Source organism: Hominimerdicola intestinalis (genome assembly GCF_054655215.1).
Map to the genome: position 1 here is coordinate 1 of NZ_BAAHNZ010000019.1, position 16836 is coordinate 16836.

At 33.2% G+C, this 16836-nt stretch carries 27 protein-coding genes and 3 pseudogenes; all 30 read right to left on the bottom strand.

What is annotated here, in order from left to right; all coding sequences use genetic code 11:
* Window positions 1–344: 344 nt before the first annotated feature.
* The 30 genes and pseudogenes from ACYQ0H_RS11895 to ACYQ0H_RS12040 all read right to left on the bottom strand — a co-directional run bounded on the left by ACYQ0H_RS11895 (window position 345) and on the right by ACYQ0H_RS12040 (window position 16398).
* The gene (locus ACYQ0H_RS11895; protein WP_459813044.1) at window positions 345–809 is read right to left on the bottom strand and encodes a superoxide dismutase family protein; all 465 of its coding nucleotides are present in this window, start codon (window positions 807–809) and stop codon (window positions 345–347) included.
* A gap of 43 nt (window positions 810–852) precedes the next feature.
* A complete protein-coding gene (locus ACYQ0H_RS11900) occupies window positions 853–1710 on the bottom strand; it encodes a tetratricopeptide repeat protein (protein WP_459813046.1) in 858 nt (285 codons plus the stop codon).
* A gap of 24 nt (window positions 1711–1734) precedes the next feature.
* Window positions 1735–2259 (bottom strand): hypothetical protein, encoded by a 525-nt coding sequence (locus tag ACYQ0H_RS11905; RefSeq protein ID WP_459813047.1) that lies wholly within the window; start codon window positions 2257–2259, stop codon window positions 1735–1737.
* A 108-nt stretch (window positions 2260–2367) separates the two neighbouring features.
* A complete protein-coding gene (locus ACYQ0H_RS11910; RefSeq protein WP_459813049.1) occupies window positions 2368–2796 on the bottom strand; it encodes a hypothetical protein in 429 nt (142 codons plus the stop codon).
* 4 nt (window positions 2797–2800) lie between these two features.
* A complete protein-coding gene (locus ACYQ0H_RS11915) occupies window positions 2801–3256 on the bottom strand; it encodes a polymorphic toxin-type HINT domain-containing protein (RefSeq protein ID WP_459813051.1) in 456 nt (151 codons plus the stop codon).
* 15 nt (window positions 3257–3271) lie between these two features.
* Window positions 3272–3634, bottom strand: a complete 363-nt coding sequence (locus tag ACYQ0H_RS11920; protein ID WP_459813053.1) for a hypothetical protein — start codon at window positions 3632–3634, stop codon at window positions 3272–3274.
* Window positions 3631–4320: a polymorphic toxin-type HINT domain-containing protein gene (locus tag ACYQ0H_RS11925; protein WP_459813086.1), complete on the bottom strand. Its 690-nt coding sequence runs from the start codon at window positions 4318–4320 to the stop codon at window positions 3631–3633. Before ACYQ0H_RS11925 ends, ACYQ0H_RS11920 begins: the two co-directional genes overlap by 4 nt.
* A 24-nt stretch (window positions 4321–4344) precedes the next feature.
* The gene (locus ACYQ0H_RS11930; RefSeq protein ID WP_459813055.1) at window positions 4345–4725 is read right to left on the bottom strand and encodes a DUF2750 domain-containing protein; all 381 of its coding nucleotides are present in this window, start codon (window positions 4723–4725) and stop codon (window positions 4345–4347) included.
* 182 nt (window positions 4726–4907) lie between these two features.
* On the bottom strand, window positions 4908–5324 hold the full coding sequence (locus tag ACYQ0H_RS11935) for a hypothetical protein (RefSeq protein ID WP_459813056.1): 417 nt from the start codon (window positions 5322–5324) through the stop codon (window positions 4908–4910).
* A 17-nt stretch (window positions 5325–5341) separates the two neighbouring features.
* Entirely contained in the window at window positions 5342–5776 is a 435-nt protein-coding gene (locus ACYQ0H_RS11940; protein ID WP_459813088.1) for a DNA/RNA non-specific endonuclease, read from the bottom strand.
* Window positions 5777–5803: 27 nt separating this feature from the next.
* A pseudogene (locus ACYQ0H_RS11945) lies at window positions 5804–6103 on the bottom strand (polymorphic toxin-type HINT domain-containing protein); the annotation flags it as partial.
* A 49-nt stretch (window positions 6104–6152) separates the two neighbouring features.
* A complete protein-coding gene (locus ACYQ0H_RS11950; RefSeq protein WP_459813058.1) occupies window positions 6153–6653 on the bottom strand; it encodes a hypothetical protein in 501 nt (166 codons plus the stop codon).
* Complete coding sequence (locus ACYQ0H_RS11955; RefSeq protein ID WP_459813060.1) at window positions 6646–7152, bottom strand: hypothetical protein; 507 nt, start codon at window positions 7150–7152, stop codon at window positions 6646–6648. The genes ACYQ0H_RS11950 and ACYQ0H_RS11955 overlap by 8 nt, the downstream gene beginning before the upstream one ends.
* Before the next feature lie 13 nt (window positions 7153–7165).
* Window positions 7166–7360: a hypothetical protein gene (locus tag ACYQ0H_RS11960; protein ID WP_459813062.1), complete on the bottom strand. Its 195-nt coding sequence runs from the start codon at window positions 7358–7360 to the stop codon at window positions 7166–7168.
* 204 nt (window positions 7361–7564) lie between these two features.
* The gene (locus tag ACYQ0H_RS11965; RefSeq protein ID WP_459813064.1) at window positions 7565–7948 is read right to left on the bottom strand and encodes a hypothetical protein; all 384 of its coding nucleotides are present in this window, start codon (window positions 7946–7948) and stop codon (window positions 7565–7567) included.
* A 22-nt stretch (window positions 7949–7970) separates the two neighbouring features.
* Window positions 7971–8318, bottom strand: a complete 348-nt coding sequence (locus ACYQ0H_RS11970; RefSeq protein WP_459813090.1) for a DddA-like double-stranded DNA deaminase toxin — start codon at window positions 8316–8318, stop codon at window positions 7971–7973.
* Window positions 8319–8357: 39 nt separating this feature from the next.
* A pseudogene (locus ACYQ0H_RS11975) lies at window positions 8358–8624 on the bottom strand (polymorphic toxin-type HINT domain-containing protein); the annotation flags it as partial.
* Window positions 8625–8912: 288 nt separating this feature from the next.
* Window positions 8913–9335: an SMI1/KNR4 family protein gene (locus ACYQ0H_RS11980; RefSeq protein WP_459813065.1), complete on the bottom strand. Its 423-nt coding sequence runs from the start codon at window positions 9333–9335 to the stop codon at window positions 8913–8915.
* Between the two features lie 12 nt (window positions 9336–9347).
* Window positions 9348–9737, bottom strand: coding sequence for a hypothetical protein (locus ACYQ0H_RS11985; RefSeq protein WP_459813067.1), 390 nt, complete (start codon window positions 9735–9737; stop codon window positions 9348–9350).
* A 3-nt stretch (window positions 9738–9740) separates the two neighbouring features.
* Window positions 9741–10031, bottom strand: a pseudogene (locus tag ACYQ0H_RS11990) (polymorphic toxin-type HINT domain-containing protein); the annotation flags it as partial.
* A 32-nt stretch (window positions 10032–10063) separates the two neighbouring features.
* Window positions 10064–10528, bottom strand: a complete 465-nt coding sequence (locus tag ACYQ0H_RS11995) for an SMI1/KNR4 family protein (RefSeq protein WP_459813069.1) — start codon at window positions 10526–10528, stop codon at window positions 10064–10066.
* A gap of 12 nt (window positions 10529–10540) precedes the next feature.
* Window positions 10541–12169 carry a polymorphic toxin-type HINT domain-containing protein gene (locus ACYQ0H_RS12000; protein ID WP_459813071.1) on the bottom strand — a complete coding sequence of 543 codons (1629 nt, stop codon included), beginning with the start codon at window positions 12167–12169 and terminating at the stop codon, window positions 10541–10543.
* A gap of 158 nt (window positions 12170–12327) precedes the next feature.
* The gene (locus ACYQ0H_RS12005) at window positions 12328–12846 is read right to left on the bottom strand and encodes a hypothetical protein (RefSeq protein WP_459813073.1); all 519 of its coding nucleotides are present in this window, start codon (window positions 12844–12846) and stop codon (window positions 12328–12330) included.
* Window positions 12847–12864: 18 nt separating this feature from the next.
* A complete protein-coding gene (locus tag ACYQ0H_RS12010) occupies window positions 12865–13962 on the bottom strand; it encodes a phage tail tape measure protein (protein WP_459813075.1) in 1098 nt (365 codons plus the stop codon).
* 64 nt (window positions 13963–14026) lie between these two features.
* The gene (locus ACYQ0H_RS12015) at window positions 14027–14266 is read right to left on the bottom strand and encodes a hypothetical protein (protein ID WP_459813077.1); all 240 of its coding nucleotides are present in this window, start codon (window positions 14264–14266) and stop codon (window positions 14027–14029) included.
* Window positions 14244–14540 carry a hypothetical protein gene (locus ACYQ0H_RS12020; RefSeq protein WP_459813079.1) on the bottom strand — a complete coding sequence of 99 codons (297 nt, stop codon included), beginning with the start codon at window positions 14538–14540 and terminating at the stop codon, window positions 14244–14246. The genes ACYQ0H_RS12015 and ACYQ0H_RS12020 overlap by 23 nt, the downstream gene beginning before the upstream one ends.
* Window positions 14541–14553: 13 nt before the next feature.
* Window positions 14554–14910, bottom strand: coding sequence for a hypothetical protein (locus tag ACYQ0H_RS12025; RefSeq protein ID WP_459813081.1), 357 nt, complete (start codon window positions 14908–14910; stop codon window positions 14554–14556).
* A gap of 11 nt (window positions 14911–14921) precedes the next feature.
* Window positions 14922–15245: a hypothetical protein gene (locus tag ACYQ0H_RS12030; protein ID WP_459813082.1), complete on the bottom strand. Its 324-nt coding sequence runs from the start codon at window positions 15243–15245 to the stop codon at window positions 14922–14924.
* A 56-nt stretch (window positions 15246–15301) separates the two neighbouring features.
* Window positions 15302–15847 (bottom strand): suppressor of fused domain protein, encoded by a 546-nt coding sequence (locus ACYQ0H_RS12035; protein WP_459813084.1) that lies wholly within the window; start codon window positions 15845–15847, stop codon window positions 15302–15304.
* Window positions 15844–16398: a polymorphic toxin-type HINT domain-containing protein gene (locus ACYQ0H_RS12040; protein ID WP_459813092.1), complete on the bottom strand. Its 555-nt coding sequence runs from the start codon at window positions 16396–16398 to the stop codon at window positions 15844–15846. Before ACYQ0H_RS12040 ends, ACYQ0H_RS12035 begins: the two co-directional genes overlap by 4 nt.
* Window positions 16399–16836: the final 438 nt, after the last annotated feature.

Below are 16836 nucleotides of genomic sequence, written 5' to 3' on the forward strand. Positions count from 1 at the left end.
AGCCTCCGTATCTGCAATATACATATATTGTATAATACAGAAGCAAACTTGTCAAAAAGTAGATAATTTTCAGCCGAAACAAATTATTAAAACGGCATTATTAATTTGTTGCTTATGGATAAAAGAGAAATGCGTTAATTGTATAATTTGACATGATTTTGATATTTTATCTGAAAGCCAAACGGGGCTTTTAATCTATTTACCGAAAATTTACAACTTGATTTAACTTTTGTTTTGGTAAACAGACATTAAAAAACAACCCGATCCACAACAAAATCGGGTTGTTATCTTAAATTATTGATTTCACCGAGTTTAATATACCGTTATCTTTAGCTCAACAACAATTAAACTACGGAATTTGTAATGCGTATTACTCCGCAGGCGATTTTTTCACCTGAGTTTCCTGACGGCTGAGAGTGAAAATCATCAGCACTGCTGTGAATTACAATTGTTTTGCCGATGATCTCTTGAACTGTAAAGCGGTTTGTCAGAAAAGCAATTGCGGCCTTATCTCCCGCTGCGAACAGGGGAGGCATATCGCCTGCATGAAACGGATGAGGACAACCCTGAGGATTAAAGTGCCCTCCGGTATCTGCTAACAGATCCTGCGGATTACCTGTGCATGAGCCTCCTTCATGTATATGTGCGGCAAATATTCCGTAACTGCATTTGCCTTCTGTTACAGGCAGTCCTCTGAGAGTTATCGAAACTGCTACTCCGTCCTGTGTTTCTTCAAACTGTGCAATTCCTTTTATATCTGGATACTTAGCCGAACCTTTTATTACTGCTTCTGCTGAGCTTCTGTACATATAAACACCTCCGATTTATTCTATGAAAAATTAAGAGGTCTTGTTAAATAAAAAGCCACATAACGATATAGCAGAAATGAAAGAGAAATACATTCAGTAGTACGGTTGTCCTCGTACATATATCTATAGTACAGGTCAAAACGAACTGACACACAAATACAATTTTGGTTTCAAGCTTCAAACACTTGATAAAAACGCTGTCCTTATCGGTCTGATACTTCTGAATCTCAAAAGTCATACAGTCAAAGTAGTAATCCATTGAAAGCTCGGCATATTTCTTAGCCATTTCAAGTTCTCGTTCTGCGGCTTCCAGACGTTTCGCCTGACACAGCAGCTTAAATGCAAGCTGATAGCCAGTGTAGTCGGACGGCGCTACAAGCTTCATCTGATTGGTAGTCAGAAGTCCGTTTTTGATATCGTTCTTCATTCCGTAAATAATGACCTTGCGCTTCATGATATCCATATCCACGCCGATTATCTGCTCCGCTTTTTCAAGATTTACAAGAGCGTCTTGATATCTTCCGACATCAAAACAGATAATTCCGAGCAGATTATACAGCTGTACCGTATTCTCAGGCGAACAGCCTAATTCTTCGGCTTTTGCAAGATTTTTTATAGCGTCCGCTGTCTTTTCGTTAGTGGCGAGGGCATATCCTAAGTTAAAATACCTGTTGCCGTTATTCGGATCAAGCTTGACCGCTTTTTTGTAGCTATCAACCGCTTTGTCGTACTGTCCCAATGACATATATGCGTTTCCGGCACATTTATAGCCGTCAGGATTCTTGGGAGCAAGACTTATAGCTTCATTCGCCAGATGCAGAGCTTCGCTGTTTTGACTGTTTATGAAAGCAAATTGCGAATCGGCTAAAAGCTGTGAGACTTTTTCTTGGTTTGTTGGCATTTTTATTCCTCCGTAAGTAACTAGTTAAAGATTTATCAATGGCATCATTATTTCCCAATATACTTCCATATCAGATATTTCAAGATTTTCTATATCATCTTCTCCGTTTAGAAACAGTGGTACCTTGTAACCCACACATTTATTAATTGGTAAAATATAATTGTTATTTGCTTCAAACCATTCATCAAAGTATTCAGACAAAAGACTATCTTCATGACATTCAACAATTTCCACATTGTGAAAATCTACAATATTTGCAGGTATATCAAAAACTTCTCCTGTTCCCGGCTCAAATAAAAGAACAGTATTGCTTACCTTATTAAGAGCAAAAATTCTTCCCAACCAGTCATATCCGAAAACGCTTATTCGATTTCTGTATTTTGGAAATGACTTTTCAACTATGTCATTCCATTTGGGTACACTTTTTTCGTCAAAAATTCGATACATACCATTAAGGAAAGATCTTCCCCCCATTATTTTTAAAAATTCTTCACTGTTCCCCAAATCGTAATGCTCTTCTTTTACAAAGTCCAAAAAACGCTTGAACATATTTTCCTCCTTATTTCATATAGAAATTCCTTAATTAAGTAATTTTCAATGTTGTAATCTTTACATTAAGCATATTAATCACTTCATCTAATTAACGTTTTATTTTTACTACCACTCACCATTATCAAAATCTTCATTATCCATTTCAGGTATATATATCGTAATCCATGTCGCTTTTTTAGAGAATACATCTGTTTCAATAAAAACGCCTTTATCTGATTCCCATACTTCTTCAAATTCATCATATGAAAATGATGAATCAATAATAGTGAGTTCTTCCTCATATGTATCAACGGATATTTTGTCGAACAATTTTCCACAATACCCCTTCATTGTTGTTATTTTGAATAATTTCCTATTCTGTTTATGAAAGAACAAGTACATAATATTATTAATTTCATATCTAATCCAAGTATCATTAATAATTTCGGGATTGTATGCAGATATTATATTACGTAATTCCTCCATTGAAGAATACAACTTTATGCCTCCCATTCCTTCATAAGGAATAATTGGAGCGTATTTATTAATTATCATATAACTACTCCTTTGTAAAAATTAAAATCGCTGTTTCTTTTCCATCAGTTAAATACGATGATTTATTACCAGTTATAACTTTGATAATACCTTGGTCAGTAGTACTTATCTTCACATATGGCTGGGCTCCATGGCGTCCTCCACCAGGAGAGACTTGTAATTGAGATATATTTCTATCACCAGATCCATTTTCAACAACTATTTTTTGTGCACCACTTTTTGAACGCGTAGATTTTTTTATCTTAAATTCATATCCCGCTTCTTTCATTTCATGTGCATAATCATTTATGTCTTTTCCAGTGAATTCACTTGGATCTTCAGCTATTCTTTTAGCATCAACATGCCCATTTTCCTGAATACCACATTCTGAATTATGAACCCAAACCCCATGATTACCAACATAATAAGTATGAAAATCCTCTACCTGAAAATTATACACTTTAGTCGGTTTTTCTGTCAAATACCTTATCAGTTGTTATATATAATCAGTTGCATCTAACTTTACACCAGTAAATAAAGAGATGTCTTCAAAAGCATCTTCTACACGACCTTTTTCTTTAGGCGAATTAAAACGATATTTACTTAGTAGTGATGTTAATTTACTTATATCTAGTTGCTTAAATCTCCTTGCAATATATGATAATCCAAGAAGTGCATTACCTCTAATTTCTTCATTTTTGTTATCCAGCAAAAAGAAACATACGTCTTGTGCAAATAGATAATTGGGATGATACTCTGCTACAGCAATTGCAAGTTCCTTCAACTCGTCAATTTTTCCACGATAAAGCTTATCCATTATTTCATCGTCAGAATATTCGGTTAATTGTATATTTTTCATAAAACTTTACCTCTGTTATTCGTTAATCCTGCTTTAATCAATGCACTTTTCATACTCGGTGTCAAATCATTCCAACTTCGGATATGGCCATGAAAAACACCTGGAGTAGTTTCATCAAAAACAACAAAATGATCACCTTCAACTGAAACTCTTCGTGTAGTTGTTGGTTTAATTGATATTGACTTATCTAATGTAGCCTGTCCATCTACTGGAGCGGCACTTTTCACATCATTTCCTTTGTTATGATATGGTGCCTTCTCATAATCTCCTGGAGATTTAGGATAATCTGCATTATGCACCAACACACCCAACGAACCAACATGATAAGTATGAAAATCCTCCACCTGAAAATTATATACTTTAGTCAGTTTTTCTGTCAATTCAACATCAAACTTTTCAACAAAAAGTATGTTGCCGCTTGAATCAAGGAGTTCATCTCCGATTTTTAATTCGCCAGCATTAACAAATCCTCGCATATTTACATAAAAAGGATGGGTTTCAGTTGTAATAATTTCTTCTCCGTTGATAACCAAATGAATTAGCTTGGAATCTTCTCTTATGTATGTTTCAACCACCGTTTTTTCACCGGTTTCAAATGTTTCGGGGTCTGTTGAAATAACCTTGTCGCCAGCCTTGATATTCTCAATTGCTACTAATAATGAAAATACAAATATTGCTCTGTATATGCTACAACATTATATTAAACGAATTTATATTTGTTCAATTCGAGATAATTCATATGTTAAGTTTTCGTATAATTCATTTGATTTTACCACCCATGCATCTTTATCAGTAGGAAAAATCATAAACATAACGTCGTTAAGTCTTAACATATCACAAAAATCATGAACATCAATAGAAACAATTTCAAACTTTGAGTCAGGATATACTTTTTCGATATAATATTCAACAAATTGCTTTTCAGACCAAACTAAATAATAAATTATGCCATCTATTTCTGGAGAAAGCAAGCTATCATTACCGCAATCCACCATCCATACCAGTTCTTCGTCAGGCACGATATTTAAAAAATGGTTATATCTTTTTTCTGGTGATGCATTAAGTATACCCTCAAACATTTTTTTATTCATTAATATTTCCCCTTATATCCTATAAATTTATGTTGACTGAGATGATTTGTAACGAGATTCAATTTTGTAACAGAATAGCTATATCCAAATCTTGCGGGCTTGCCTGTTATTTTCATTATACCAGTTAGAAATTGCTTCATAAATCATATCTCCACTTTCATTCATTCCAATCATACCTCAATCTATATTTTTTTAGCTTGTTCTCTCCAATCAAAATATATATCCATAGGTCCGAGTTTTGATTTTTCCAAATCATCATATTCAAAATTACAGTCAAAACTATTTGTGACATTATCAAAGGTCATTTTATATTGATTGGGTGGATTTTTTTTATCATTTTTGAACAGCTCTATTATCTCAATGATGTCATCCATACCTAAATCAAATACCTGATCTATCAAATCATCAGAAACCCCTAAGTCTTCATAACTTAAGATACTCTTTTCTTTTTTAAAAAATACATTAAAAAACATTTGAGAGCTACTCCAAAAACCATAAATAAATGTCTTCTCGACTTTTTTCTCTTCTAATGCTTCTAAGCAAGTAGACACTATTCTTTCTTGTATCTCCGCAAGTTTGTCTTCAAATACAGTTTTCACAACAGAACCTCCTAAGATTAATTGTTTGGAAATCTAAAATTCATTCTTTTTCCGTCAATTTTAAAGTTTATTTTAAATTCAAGTGGACGACCACTTGTAGAATTTTTGATTTTTATATTAAAATCAGTAACCTTCTGACTATTATTCAATGCTTTATCAATTTGATTTTCCATTTTCTTGTATGCCGAACGATTTAAGCTTCTATTTTGAGAAACGATATTATCCTTACCAGCAGATCCACCAAACCTATCAGCAATCAAATGTCCTGCATCATCTCCAACTTGTTTTCCCACAGTGTTAGATTCGTGCTTAAGTCTACCTGAATGTGTTTTAGGATGTATCTCATCTGCATGAACACTTGTTATATTTCCATTTGAATCCGTTTTATAAACATAATCATGTTCACCTGCCGTATACTCCTGATTTGGCTTTAACGTTCCATCATCGTTCATATATGAAGGGCAATTTGAGTTATGAACCCAAACCTCATTCTCCCCAACATGATAAGTATGAAAATCCTCCACCTGAAAATTATATACTTTAGTCGGCTCATCTGTCAACTCAACGTCAAAACTTTCAACTAAAAGTATGTTGCCGCTCGAGTCAAGGAGTTCATCTCCGACTTTAAGTTCGCCTGCGTTTACAAAACCACGCTTATTTACATAGAACGGGTGAGTTTCGGTTGTGATGATTTCTTCTCCGTTGATAACCAAATGAATCAGCTTGGAATCTTCTCTTATGTATGTTTCAACCACCGTTTTTTCACCGGTTTCAAATGTTTCGGGATGTGTATTTAATTATAGCTCCTGTATCCTATATCAAAGCATTTTAATTAAGCAAATTTATGTTAATACAATTTCCCAAAACAATTAAATCATATTTTTCATCATTACCATTTTCAAAAAATCTCCAACACTCTGTATCATTTGTAACCTCCAAAAATACAGTCAATGTAATGCTTTTATCAAATATGATCACCAAATCTCCAAATTCCGTGATTTTTACTTTTTGAACGGTAAGACTATTAAGTAAATCGTTTTTGTTAGAGGCAACCCATTTGTCAAATATATTTGCACCATGAACATCCCATTCAAATAAATCATTATTACTTTCTGATTCAAAATTTTTATACTTATCTGTGTCTGTAATCAAAATTTTTTCATTGTCACACAACCTAAATAAAGTCTGCATTAATAGTATATAACATTTACCATGTTCATCAGCAAAATCAATCCAAATATCCCCATGATTTCTATTAATATCAGAAATCTTAGTTCCTATAAGTATTTGAAGTTTTTCTGAAATATAATTCCTCTCTTTTTTATTCATTTACATTATCCTCCTGACACTGAATTCCCCTGCCAGTTATAACAAGGTGTCTTTCTTTTCCATGCCATACAAAGAATCGCCAGCACTCGTCAATTGAGGTTGTATCCACAAAAACAGTTAATGTTAAAGAATTACTAAAATTAATTTTTAGGTCGCCAAAACGGTTTATTTCTATAGACATAATTATAGTATTGTCTGATAAATTTTTGTTAAATTCATCACACCATTTATCAAATAAATTGTTACCTTTTATATCCCAATTGAAGTTTTCATTTTCAATCATTGATGATATTGGCTGATATTTATCCATATCAGTAATTAATACTTCTTCATTATTACAAAATCTAAAAAAAGTCTGCATATGAAGTGCATAATCTTTACCATCAATGCCTTTCATGGCAATCCAAATTAAATCGGCTGATCTTCCTATTTTTATATTTTTCGCACCTTTAATTTTATTGATGCATTTCGTTATCATATTTTTTTCAAATAAAGTCATATATACTTCCTGCCTATACTCCAAAATAATCCAAAGCCTCTTTTAGTGCTTCCTGATAATCCATACCTTCATTATGTAATATATCATGTATATTATCTTTTATCTTATTTTCTGGTACACCACGTTTTCTCAACTCACGTGTTATTGATTTAACTTGTTCTTTTTGTTTTTGCTGATCTCTTGGAGATTTACCTTTTTGTCTACCCATACGTTTGCGTCTAGAATAATCTTTTCCAGCATTATGCACCAACACGCCCAATGTGCCAACATGATAAGTATGGAAAGTCCTCCACCTGAAAATTATATACTTTAGTCGGTTCATCTGTCAACTCAATCGTATAATCTTCAACAAAAGAGTTCTTCCATTTGAATCAAATAATATTGTTCAAATTCAAAGCTTCCTTTAAATCAACTATTGTTTTGACCATTTCAGACATTTAGGTAAAGTCTTAGTTTTAAAAAATTCTTCAGCTGCAATTATCGCTTTTGAAAATGGAATAACAAATTCGTTACATATTTCAATTTCCATTTCATCATTCCCAGTATAAAAAACATTGTTTTCATCTAATGCAAAATCATTATCATTGTTTACTGCCTGTAAAATCCAATCACTTTCTTTAATAAAAAAAGAAACAACGGCAAAATCTCCTTTAACCATTATTGTCATATATGGATATTCAGATTCACCAGATAATATAAATTCATTGGAACAATTTCCATATTTCAAGTTTAAGACCTCTAATAATTTTTTCGTTGTATGGCATTCGATATCTCCACCAAAATGATGAATAATCATTATTAAATCCTCTTTTCATGTATTATTTCATAGATGGTAAATTCCCATTACCTGTATATGTCTTCGGAACATCAACCCAATATTTATTTGGCGCCACTGCTCCTATAGGTGGAACAACCGTTAATCTAGCACCTTCCGGTAATAATGTAGCTAATCCTTTATCACAATAATTACAAGTTCCATTAGGGTTATTATGAAATACTGTACCTTCCTTAATACCATTTTCACGCATATATATTGCTGCTTTTCCCTCTGCATGGCTTGCTGAAGGATTTTTATATTCTGTAGAACCACCCGATTCAAATTTAATTTCTTTACCATCTGCTGTTCGAAAAACACCTTCAGTTTTTTTACCATTAAACTCAGGCAATTCCGGTACCTCACCATATTCTGAGCTAGCATTATGAACCCAAACACCATTCTCACCAACATAGTAAGTATGAAAATCCTTCACCTGAAAATTATATACTTTAGTCGGTTTTTCTGTCAATTCAACATCAAACTTTTCAACAAAAAGTATGTTGCCGCTTGAATCAAGGAGTTCATCTCCAATGGCAAGTTCACCAGCATTAACAAATCCTTGCATATTTACATAAAAAGGATGGGTTTCAGTTGTAATAATTTCTTCACCATTAACAGTCAGATGAAGGAGAGTTGTTACCTCTCTTACATATGTTTCAAGAACAGTTTATTCGCTGGTTTCCGTTATCAGATTCACATTCAACAGTCTTCTGATAATACTCAATAGTATCTTCAATTCTGTTAAGAGACATACAAACATTTGCAGCACACTGATATGCATCTGAACATTTGTCATCAAGATTGATTGCTTCTTTGGCAAGATTGAATGCTTCTTGATATTAGCCATTCAAGAATGCTATTTGAGAATTCGATATAAAATCAGAAACTTGTTCGGTATAAGATATCATTATTTTACTTCATCTCCAATTCTAATATTCATTATTTATTCAAACTCACTATCATCAATATCATATTCATATTGAATGAAATCCTCAAATGAAGATGCAATTATTTCTATTTCTTCTAAATCTATTGTATCATCTTGTAATTCAACTATTGTGAATAAATCATTATCCTTTTTAAACGCAAAAATTGTACCACCTCGATCCGAAGAAAAAAACAATATATCATCTGAGAGAACAGGCCCATTCTTTTCATAATTATAAGAAAAAACCTCCTCGACATTCCAAACCGCCAAATAACCATACTTACCAATTGGACCTTCTCCACCATCATGTTTTTTCATAAATTCAACATAATCATTAGGTAAATTAAAATTGAATTCATTTTCAATTTTAATAAGCTTATCATAATTGCATGGAGCATTAAGTTTCATGTCTGACATCAAAGTTAATAGTTTATCCATTATATGCCACTCCTAAAGTTGTTTTAATTGATTTTCTGCTTGTCGTTGTATACTGTTCCAAAAATTTGTATACTCTTGGTGTTTAAATGGTGGCAACGGAATTTTGTTATTAACATCTATAGGGCTTCCACCAAATTTAACAGGGTGAACTTCATGTATATCCATTCCATCACATTCAGGATGATTTCTATGATATTTTCTGTTTGCTGCATTTTTTTGTTTCTTAGCTAATTGATAATCATCCCCATCTACCAATTTTAATTTTCCATCAGGTTTAGGGCCCCCTTCAGGATAGCCTTCCCAATCTGTAATTTCGATTTCACCATTTTCATGTACCTTACAATTTGCATTATGTACCCAAACCCCACACTCACCAACAAAGTAAGTATGAAAATCCTCCACCTGAAAATTATAAACCTTAACAGGATTTTTTACAAGCTCAAGACGAGTATTTTCTACAACTAAAATGTTATTATTTACATCAAGCAGCTGAGTACCGACCCAAAGTTCACCGGCATTAACAAACCCCTTGCCTTTTACATAAAACGGGTGGTCTACAGTTGTAATAATTTCTTCACCGTTAACAGTCAGATGAACGAGAGTTGTTACCTCTCTTATATATGTTTCAAGTACAGTTTTTTCGGCAGTTTCAAATGTTTCAGGGTCTGTTGAAATGGCTTTATCGCATACTTTCAGGTTGCTTTTCTAACAGCTTCGTTTTTGAAATATTAGAATTCCACAGGCTTTAACATATTTACAAATTCCGTAAATGAATTGGATATTTTAAACAAACTCCAAAAGGAATCATTAGGATTTGTACTTTCATGATCAGCAAAAAAAACCGAGCCAAAATTACAGTTATTTTCTAAACACATTAGTATTTCATTACCAAAAGAGTCACAAGCAATCGGCACATATACATTTTGTATAAGCTTTTCTGATGTTAAGTTATTATAAGCACTCAAAAACTCATCATTATTATAAAAATAGTGTATATCACTTCCTTGATTATACGTTTCATTAGTCAATAAATTTGTTTCAATAAAACTGAATTCTACTTCGTCTTCTGGAATTCCACCATTTGTTTTCAATAGAAAATTTTTATAATCTTGTGGAAGTTTCAAATTCAGTATATTTTCTATTTTCTCAATATCCTCATCACATAAATTATTACCAACTTCAATCAAATTCATAATTATCCTCCTTTATAATATTCCGTGCCTTAATCCTGTTCCTCCTCCTAGATGATTAAATCCACCACACCCTGGCGAATGAATCTTGGAAAGAACTATTAATACACTGTTTCCATCCTCCAAATGATGCCACGTATATCCCTTTGGCAATCTTATCCCAGTCTCCTTACGAATAATTTTTACGTCTTCCTTAAAAATACCAGTTAATTTTGTTTTAATTTTTATCGGGTTAGGATGGTCTGGATGTGTAAATTTTTCAAATCGAGGATATAAATTTCCATCATTACCCTTAGTATACTTTACTGTTACATTCTTATTATCAATTTTTTTAGTTATCGAAACACTTCCATCTTTATGATTTACTCTTTTCACAAAATTTTTAGAATTCTGTGTAGGCAAATTACATTCATTATGAACCCAAACCTCATTCTCCCCAACATGATAAGTATGAAAATCCTCCACCTGAAAATTATAAACCTTAGTTGGCTCAGCTGTCAACTCTATTTCAGTGCTTTCAAGTAGCAAGATACTACCGTTTGAATCCAACAGTTCATCTCCGACTTTGAGTTCGCCTGCTTTGACAAAACCACGCTCATTTACATAGAACGGATGAGTTTCGGTAGTTATGATTTCTTCTCCGTTGATAACCAAATGAATAAGCTTGGAATCTTCTCTTATGTATGTTTCAACCACCGTTTTTTCACCGGTTTCAAATGTTTCGGGATTTGTAGAGATAACTTTATCTCCTGTTTTGATATTCTCAATTGCTACCATACCTGTAGCCGTCAGAATCATTGTTCCCGCTACAAAACAAGTTAATGTTTCTCTATGTTTACCCATTGCACTGTATGTAGTGCTGCTAAAGACCGCCAATGCACTAACGGTAAACTGAAAACCGTTATATAATTTACTTGTATGCAGTGTCTGATTAAATTGTACAAAAGCATTTTGTGGGTCAAACAAACCGACTACCATTGCGGCTGTATCAAATAATCCCATTCCGCCTGAAATAACACCGGTAATTCTTGATGTCCACTTCATTACATCAAACAGCTTACATGAATTGGACATGGTGCCGAGCATAGAACCAGCACCGCCAATACCTCCAAAAATTGCTCCGGTTATTGCGCCTGAGAATGCGCCTTCTTCAACGCCTTCCCAGAATGAACCGCCTGCGGCAAGACTTGTAATCCCTCCGGCTACTCCACCTATTACTGCTCCGGATATTGCTCCCCAGCAAGCTCCTGCTATTAAAGCTCCGCATGCCGGACAGGCCACAAGAATTACTACAGCGGCAATTACGATTACGATTGTAACAATCGCTTTCCAATGCTCCTTGCACCACTCGCCGACCTTTTTACAGCCGTCCTTAAACTTTTCCCAATTACTCTTTTCACATTCGGGCTTCAGATAATAATATTCATCGTAAAAATCGTCTTTACTTTTATTGATTGCCTCGGCTGCGTCTCCGTCTATGCGCACGACATCCGAAATAAAATCATTTACCTTATCTTTCAGCTTATCAAGGGATTCTATCTTATCTTCCTGAGTCTGTGAAGACGCCTTTATAGAACTGATAATATCTTCTACATTACAAACGCTGCTGTCGATTGCAAGTACTTTTGATTTCAGCGTTTGCATTTCCGTTTTATTAGTTTTTTACTGCATTGCTTGAATCTATAATCAGCAAAGGCATCATATTGATTTTGTTGGCACTTAATGTTATGGTCTGCATATGTTCACTTCCTAATATATTGCCATATTAAAAACAAGTCTGATCCAGTTTATTTATATATTTTTCATGACCTCTTATTTTTCTTTTTTTCTAAAAACTCTTGATTTTTATATCGGTATAGTTCTTTTTGGCAGTTCTCGGATATTGCTTGTTTATTAATCTCACCGTTTTGGTATTTTTCAAGAATATATCCTGCCATTTCGTTAAATCCTACCATCCTACATTCCATACAAAGTTCTTTTGACTTTGCTATTACTGTAATATAGAATAATGGACCATATTTAACACTACTTCTTTTTGAACATATTACCTTCTCAATATCCGAAGCGTTAAATTCATATTTTCTGCCGAAACGTGTTCTAACCTTAATATTTGAGCCTTTCACTTTTACATAAAACAGCAAGGTTACAGATGCTAAGAAAATACCAATCAAAAGAGCATAAGCGGCAAACATTATATATATAGCGGCACTGACAAATTCTTTCCTGATATAAAATAGAACCGTCTCAACTATTATAAAGAAAGCCATTTCAAATGGAAGTCTTTTTTTAGAAAATACAACTTTAAAAACAAATTCGGCCATCACATTAACTCCTTAGATTCAATTCTGGGGAATAACATTCCACACGTCCTCGTGTCTATCTGTAATATTTTTTAATGGTTCCAGTATATAATCCCAAATGTCATTTATAGTTCCCGAACCAAAACCTTTTAGTATTGTTTTTAAACTTACTTTAGACCCATATCTTAAAGATCTGGTAGACTGTGATGCCCAAACATGCGACCAACTGCCGTTACCCTTATTTATTCCTGAAATTTTAATCGGAAATTTTTCAGCGAGACCATAACCAATTCCAGAAAATGCTCCTCCCAAGACAAATGAAAAACCGGCGTTAAACAATACTTCTCCAAAAGAAATATTTTCGCCTTTAATTATAATATCGCCAAGATCACTTAATAAAGAAGCACCTGTATCTGCAATAGCACCAATAATCATTGTTTTACCTAACGAAAGCGCAACATGACCGCCTCCGGATAACCAAGAACCCATACCACCGGAAATTGTTCCGGAAATCGCACCACTAAAAGCTCCATTCTCTAAACCTTCCCAGAAAGAACCTCCTGTTGCTGCACTAACTGCACCTCCGATAAGTCCACCAATAGTTGTTCCGATTAGAGTGCCTTTAGCTACCATTAATAACAATGAAGCAAGTGGACCTAATGCTGTTCCGGCTGTAAAAACTATTATAGCAACAGCCGCTATCACCAATACTATAGTAACAACAGCTTTCCAATGCTCCTTGCACCACTCGCCGACCTTTTTACAGCCATCCTTGAATTTTTCCCAACCGCTCTTTTCACATTCGGGCTTCAGATAATAATATTCATCGTAAAAATCATCTTTGCTCTTATTTATAGCATCAGCAACGTTTTGGTCAATAGTTACAACGTCAGAAATGTATTCATTAATATTTTCATTCAAAGATTCAAGAGATTCGATTTTATCCTCCTGCGTTTCCGTAGACGTTTTTATTGAGTTTATTAAATCGTCTACATTGCATATACTGCTGTCGATTTTCATAACCTTTGATTTGAGCCGGTTTAATTCGGTCTTGTAATCCTTTATGGATTTTTTTGCTTCGTTTATCAGACTTGGCATCTGATTAATTTTGCTTGCGTATAACGTAATGGTTGACATATGTTCACTTCCTAATATATTGCCATATTAAAAACAAGTCTGATCCAGTTTATTTATATATTTTTCATGACCTCTTATTTTTCTTTTTTTCTAAAAACTCTTGATTTTTATATCGGTATAGTTCTTTTTGGCAGTTCTCGGATATTGCTTGTTTATTAATCTCACCGTTTTGGTATTTTTCAAGAATATATCCTGCCATTTCTGCAGCAACCGTTGTATGATGTCCTTCTACTACATATCTACACATTCCATCAGAATAAATTGAACTATTTAAAGTCAAATCAATCAGGAACTTCATCCCCATAAGACATACTTAATACTCGCAGCCAGTATGCGTCATCTTCTGAATATTCTTTAACGGTCTCTTCAATCAACTGATTTTGTAATTCTTTCACTATTAAATCAGGTGATCCGCTTGGCAGATACCTTGTCCCCACATGATCGCTTATCCAATCAATTGTTGCAACAGTAATGCAATATTTATTTCCGTTTTCCAGTTTGACAAAAATATCAATATTATCATTTGTTATGTTGCAGTCTTTCAGCGAAGTTGGATATTCGATTGATATTACTTTCATAACTGTGTATGATTTAAAATTCTAAAGTCATTTTTTTATGACTTACTAAAAAAACAAAATCCGTCAAAGTGAAAATAATCTCGCTATTATCAATTAATCCATGTTCAATTCCAACATAATCAATAATTTTTACTTCATTATCATTACTTGAAATCAAATATTGATTTCCTTCTAGAAAAATTCCAGTATATTTATTCCCTTCATAAAGAATATCACTAAAAATTTCCCTTTTCTTTTTATCATCTGAATTTACAAAATCTATAGTTTCATTTAGATTTTCATCATCAATTTCAGAAATTAAGAAATCCTTAATTTTATTTCTTTGAGATAAGCTGTATTTATTCATTATATCATTAATTTTCCAATTCATAAAATTACCTCCTATGGCGTTGGAACAGGGTATGTTGTCCAAACATTGTTTAATTCATCATATACTATTTTTAAAAAGGTTTCTCCCTTAGTTCCTATTACTTTTCCCGTATCAATTAATGCAGAAAAAGACTTTTGTCCCTGAGATCCCAGTCCATTATCAATTATTGTATATAACTTACCGTTTTCTAAAGCATCTTGTACTATTAAATTTGCTTCTTCAGGTGTATCAACATTAAATTTTCTTGTTCGTTTAGCTGAAGAATTTTTTAGATGTTTATCTTTAATTTCAAAATTCTTGATGTTTGCTTCTTTATAATTTGCATTATGAAGCAAAATAGAATTCTCGCCAACATAATAAGTATGGAAATCCTTTTATTATGAAAAACTTTTTATAAAATAGATTCTCTCTTTAAATCAATCACATCAACTTCACCTTTTTCCAAAAGATCTTCAAATTTCTCGCTTCCGTATTTCTTAATATACTCTGCTTCTTTTGAGGAAACAAAGAAACACATATATATGCGACATATATCATGTACAAATGCAAACTCTTCAGGTAATAAAAATATATTAGTAAAATATAGTGCGCTTTTATGATACTTTTCAACAAAATCATCTACTATGTTTCCTGCACCTTCAATGAGAATACCTTTTCCAAACTCCATTCTATTTGATAAAATATAAAAAACAGAGTTTGCAAATATTTCAGCACATTCGTCATAGTTTTCGTCAACAGCTAAAATAATCTCGCATTGATTGTTTATCATATCTGAATGCTTTGATACTCCAAATGTAGCGAATACCATACTATTTTCGATTGCTTTAGGAAACCCCAATATCTGGACCTCCTGTTGTCCATTATTATATACATCTGCTCCAATATAATTACCCAGAAAATGTTCATAATGGTTTAGCAATAATTCTCCCATATTCATTTTGCAAAATCTCCTTTAACACCTTCAAACATATGCCCTTGATTACATTCAGGACATTGAACCCTTACATCCTCATTGAAAATATCAAGAACCTGTTTTCTCGTTGGGGCTGTTGGCTGTGCCTTCATAGCTTTCACTCGTTCGCTCCATGTTGTCGGATAATGATCTCCATCATATCCAATACGTGTTCTACCATTTTTCGTAATGACGTTCGGGATTTTTTTGCCACACGTAGGACATATCATATTACCATCTGCATCTCTGGGTGCTTCTGCTTTCATTTTTTCATGTGTTGACTTTCTAAATTTTCCTCTTGCATATAAGTCATTCGCATTATGCACCCAAACTCCACACTCACCAACAAAGTAAGTATGGTAGTCTTCTACCTGAAAATTATACACTTTAGTCGGTTTTTCTGTCAATTCAACATCAAACTTTTCAACAAAAAGTATGTTGCCGCTTGAATCAAGGAGTTCATTTCCAATGGCAAGTTCACCAGCATTAACAAAACCACGCTTATTTACATAGAACGGGTGGTCATTGAAACAAATATCCTTAAATGAAGTTTACTTCCGATCTTCTTGACTTAAATAATTTTATTACTCTGCTTTTTCAGCGGTTTATCGCTCCTTTTTTACGTTTAAATATACCATAGGTAAATAAAATGCTGCGTTTATGCGGAATATCCGTATACATTTTATATTTGCTTTTTATAACATTGCAGACATATGTCATTTTACCGTTTGTCAACTTAAAAATTATTATATCATGTTATTGGAGAGGACTATGAAACTAGGTAAGAACTGAAAAATCTAATTTGATTTCTTTCTCAATATAACTCCCCTTGAAAAATCCGGTCAGCTGATATATAATTAAAATACAGTTAAAAATAAGGCAATAAAAAAGCGAGTATCCGAAAAGATACCCGTCGAAAGATGTCGTAAAATAAATCGTTTTATGGTTTTTATTGATTTTAATTAACTGCTTAT

Bases quoted from the DNA above. Each gene is read 5' to 3' on its own strand.
- ACYQ0H_RS12000 (WP_459813071.1), bottom strand. From the start codon at position 12,169: ATGCAAACGCTGAAATCAAAAGTACTTGCAATCGACAGCAGCGTTTGT.
- ACYQ0H_RS12010 (WP_459813075.1), bottom strand. From the start codon at position 13,962: ATGTCAACCATTACGTTATACGCAAGCAAAATTAATCAGATGCCAAGT.
- ACYQ0H_RS11910 (WP_459813049.1), bottom strand. From the start codon at position 2,796: ATGATAATTAATAAATACGCTCCAATTATTCCTTATGAAGGAATGGGA.
- ACYQ0H_RS12035 (WP_459813084.1), bottom strand. From the start codon at position 15,847: ATGAATATGGGAGAATTATTGCTAAACCATTATGAACATTTTCTGGGT.
- ACYQ0H_RS11930 (WP_459813055.1), bottom strand. From the start codon at position 4,725: ATGAATAAAAAAATGTTTGAGGGTATACTTAATGCATCACCAGAAAAA.
- ACYQ0H_RS11980 (WP_459813065.1), bottom strand. From the start codon at position 9,335: ATGGATAAACTATTAACTTTGATGTCAGACATGAAACTTAATGCTCCA.
- ACYQ0H_RS12015 (WP_459813077.1), bottom strand. From the start codon at position 14,266: ATGGGGATGAAGTTCCTGATTGATTTGACTTTAAATAGTTCAATTTAT.
- ACYQ0H_RS11940 (WP_459813088.1), bottom strand. From the start codon at position 5,776: ATGAACGATGATGGAACGTTAAAGCCAAATCAGGAGTATACGGCAGGT.
- ACYQ0H_RS11920 (WP_459813053.1), bottom strand. From the start codon at position 3,634: ATGAAAAATATACAATTAACCGAATATTCTGACGATGAAATAATGGAT.
- ACYQ0H_RS11965 (WP_459813064.1), bottom strand. From the start codon at position 7,948: ATGATTATTCATCATTTTGGTGGAGATATCGAATGCCATACAACGAAA.
- ACYQ0H_RS11995 (WP_459813069.1), bottom strand. From the start codon at position 10,528: ATGAATTTGATTGAAGTTGGTAATAATTTATGTGATGAGGATATTGAG.
- ACYQ0H_RS11960 (WP_459813062.1), bottom strand. From the start codon at position 7,360: ATGGGTAGACAAAAAGGTAAATCTCCAAGAGATCAGCAAAAACAAAAA.
- ACYQ0H_RS11955 (WP_459813060.1), bottom strand. From the start codon at position 7,152: ATGACTTTATTTGAAAAAAATATGATAACGAAATGCATCAATAAAATT.
- ACYQ0H_RS12005 (WP_459813073.1), bottom strand. From the start codon at position 12,846: ATGGCCGAATTTGTTTTTAAAGTTGTATTTTCTAAAAAAAGACTTCCA.
- ACYQ0H_RS11950 (WP_459813058.1), bottom strand. From the start codon at position 6,653: ATGAATAAAAAAGAGAGGAATTATATTTCAGAAAAACTTCAAATACTT.
- ACYQ0H_RS11905 (WP_459813047.1), bottom strand. From the start codon at position 2,259: ATGTTCAAGCGTTTTTTGGACTTTGTAAAAGAAGAGCATTACGATTTG.
- ACYQ0H_RS12020 (WP_459813079.1), bottom strand. From the start codon at position 14,540: ATGAAAGTAATATCAATCGAATATCCAACTTCGCTGAAAGACTGCAAC.
- ACYQ0H_RS11900 (WP_459813046.1), bottom strand. From the start codon at position 1,710: ATGCCAACAAACCAAGAAAAAGTCTCACAGCTTTTAGCCGATTCGCAA.
- ACYQ0H_RS12025 (WP_459813081.1), bottom strand. From the start codon at position 14,910: ATGAATTGGAAAATTAATGATATAATGAATAAATACAGCTTATCTCAA.
- ACYQ0H_RS11895 (WP_459813044.1), bottom strand. From the start codon at position 809: ATGTACAGAAGCTCAGCAGAAGCAGTAATAAAAGGTTCGGCTAAGTAT.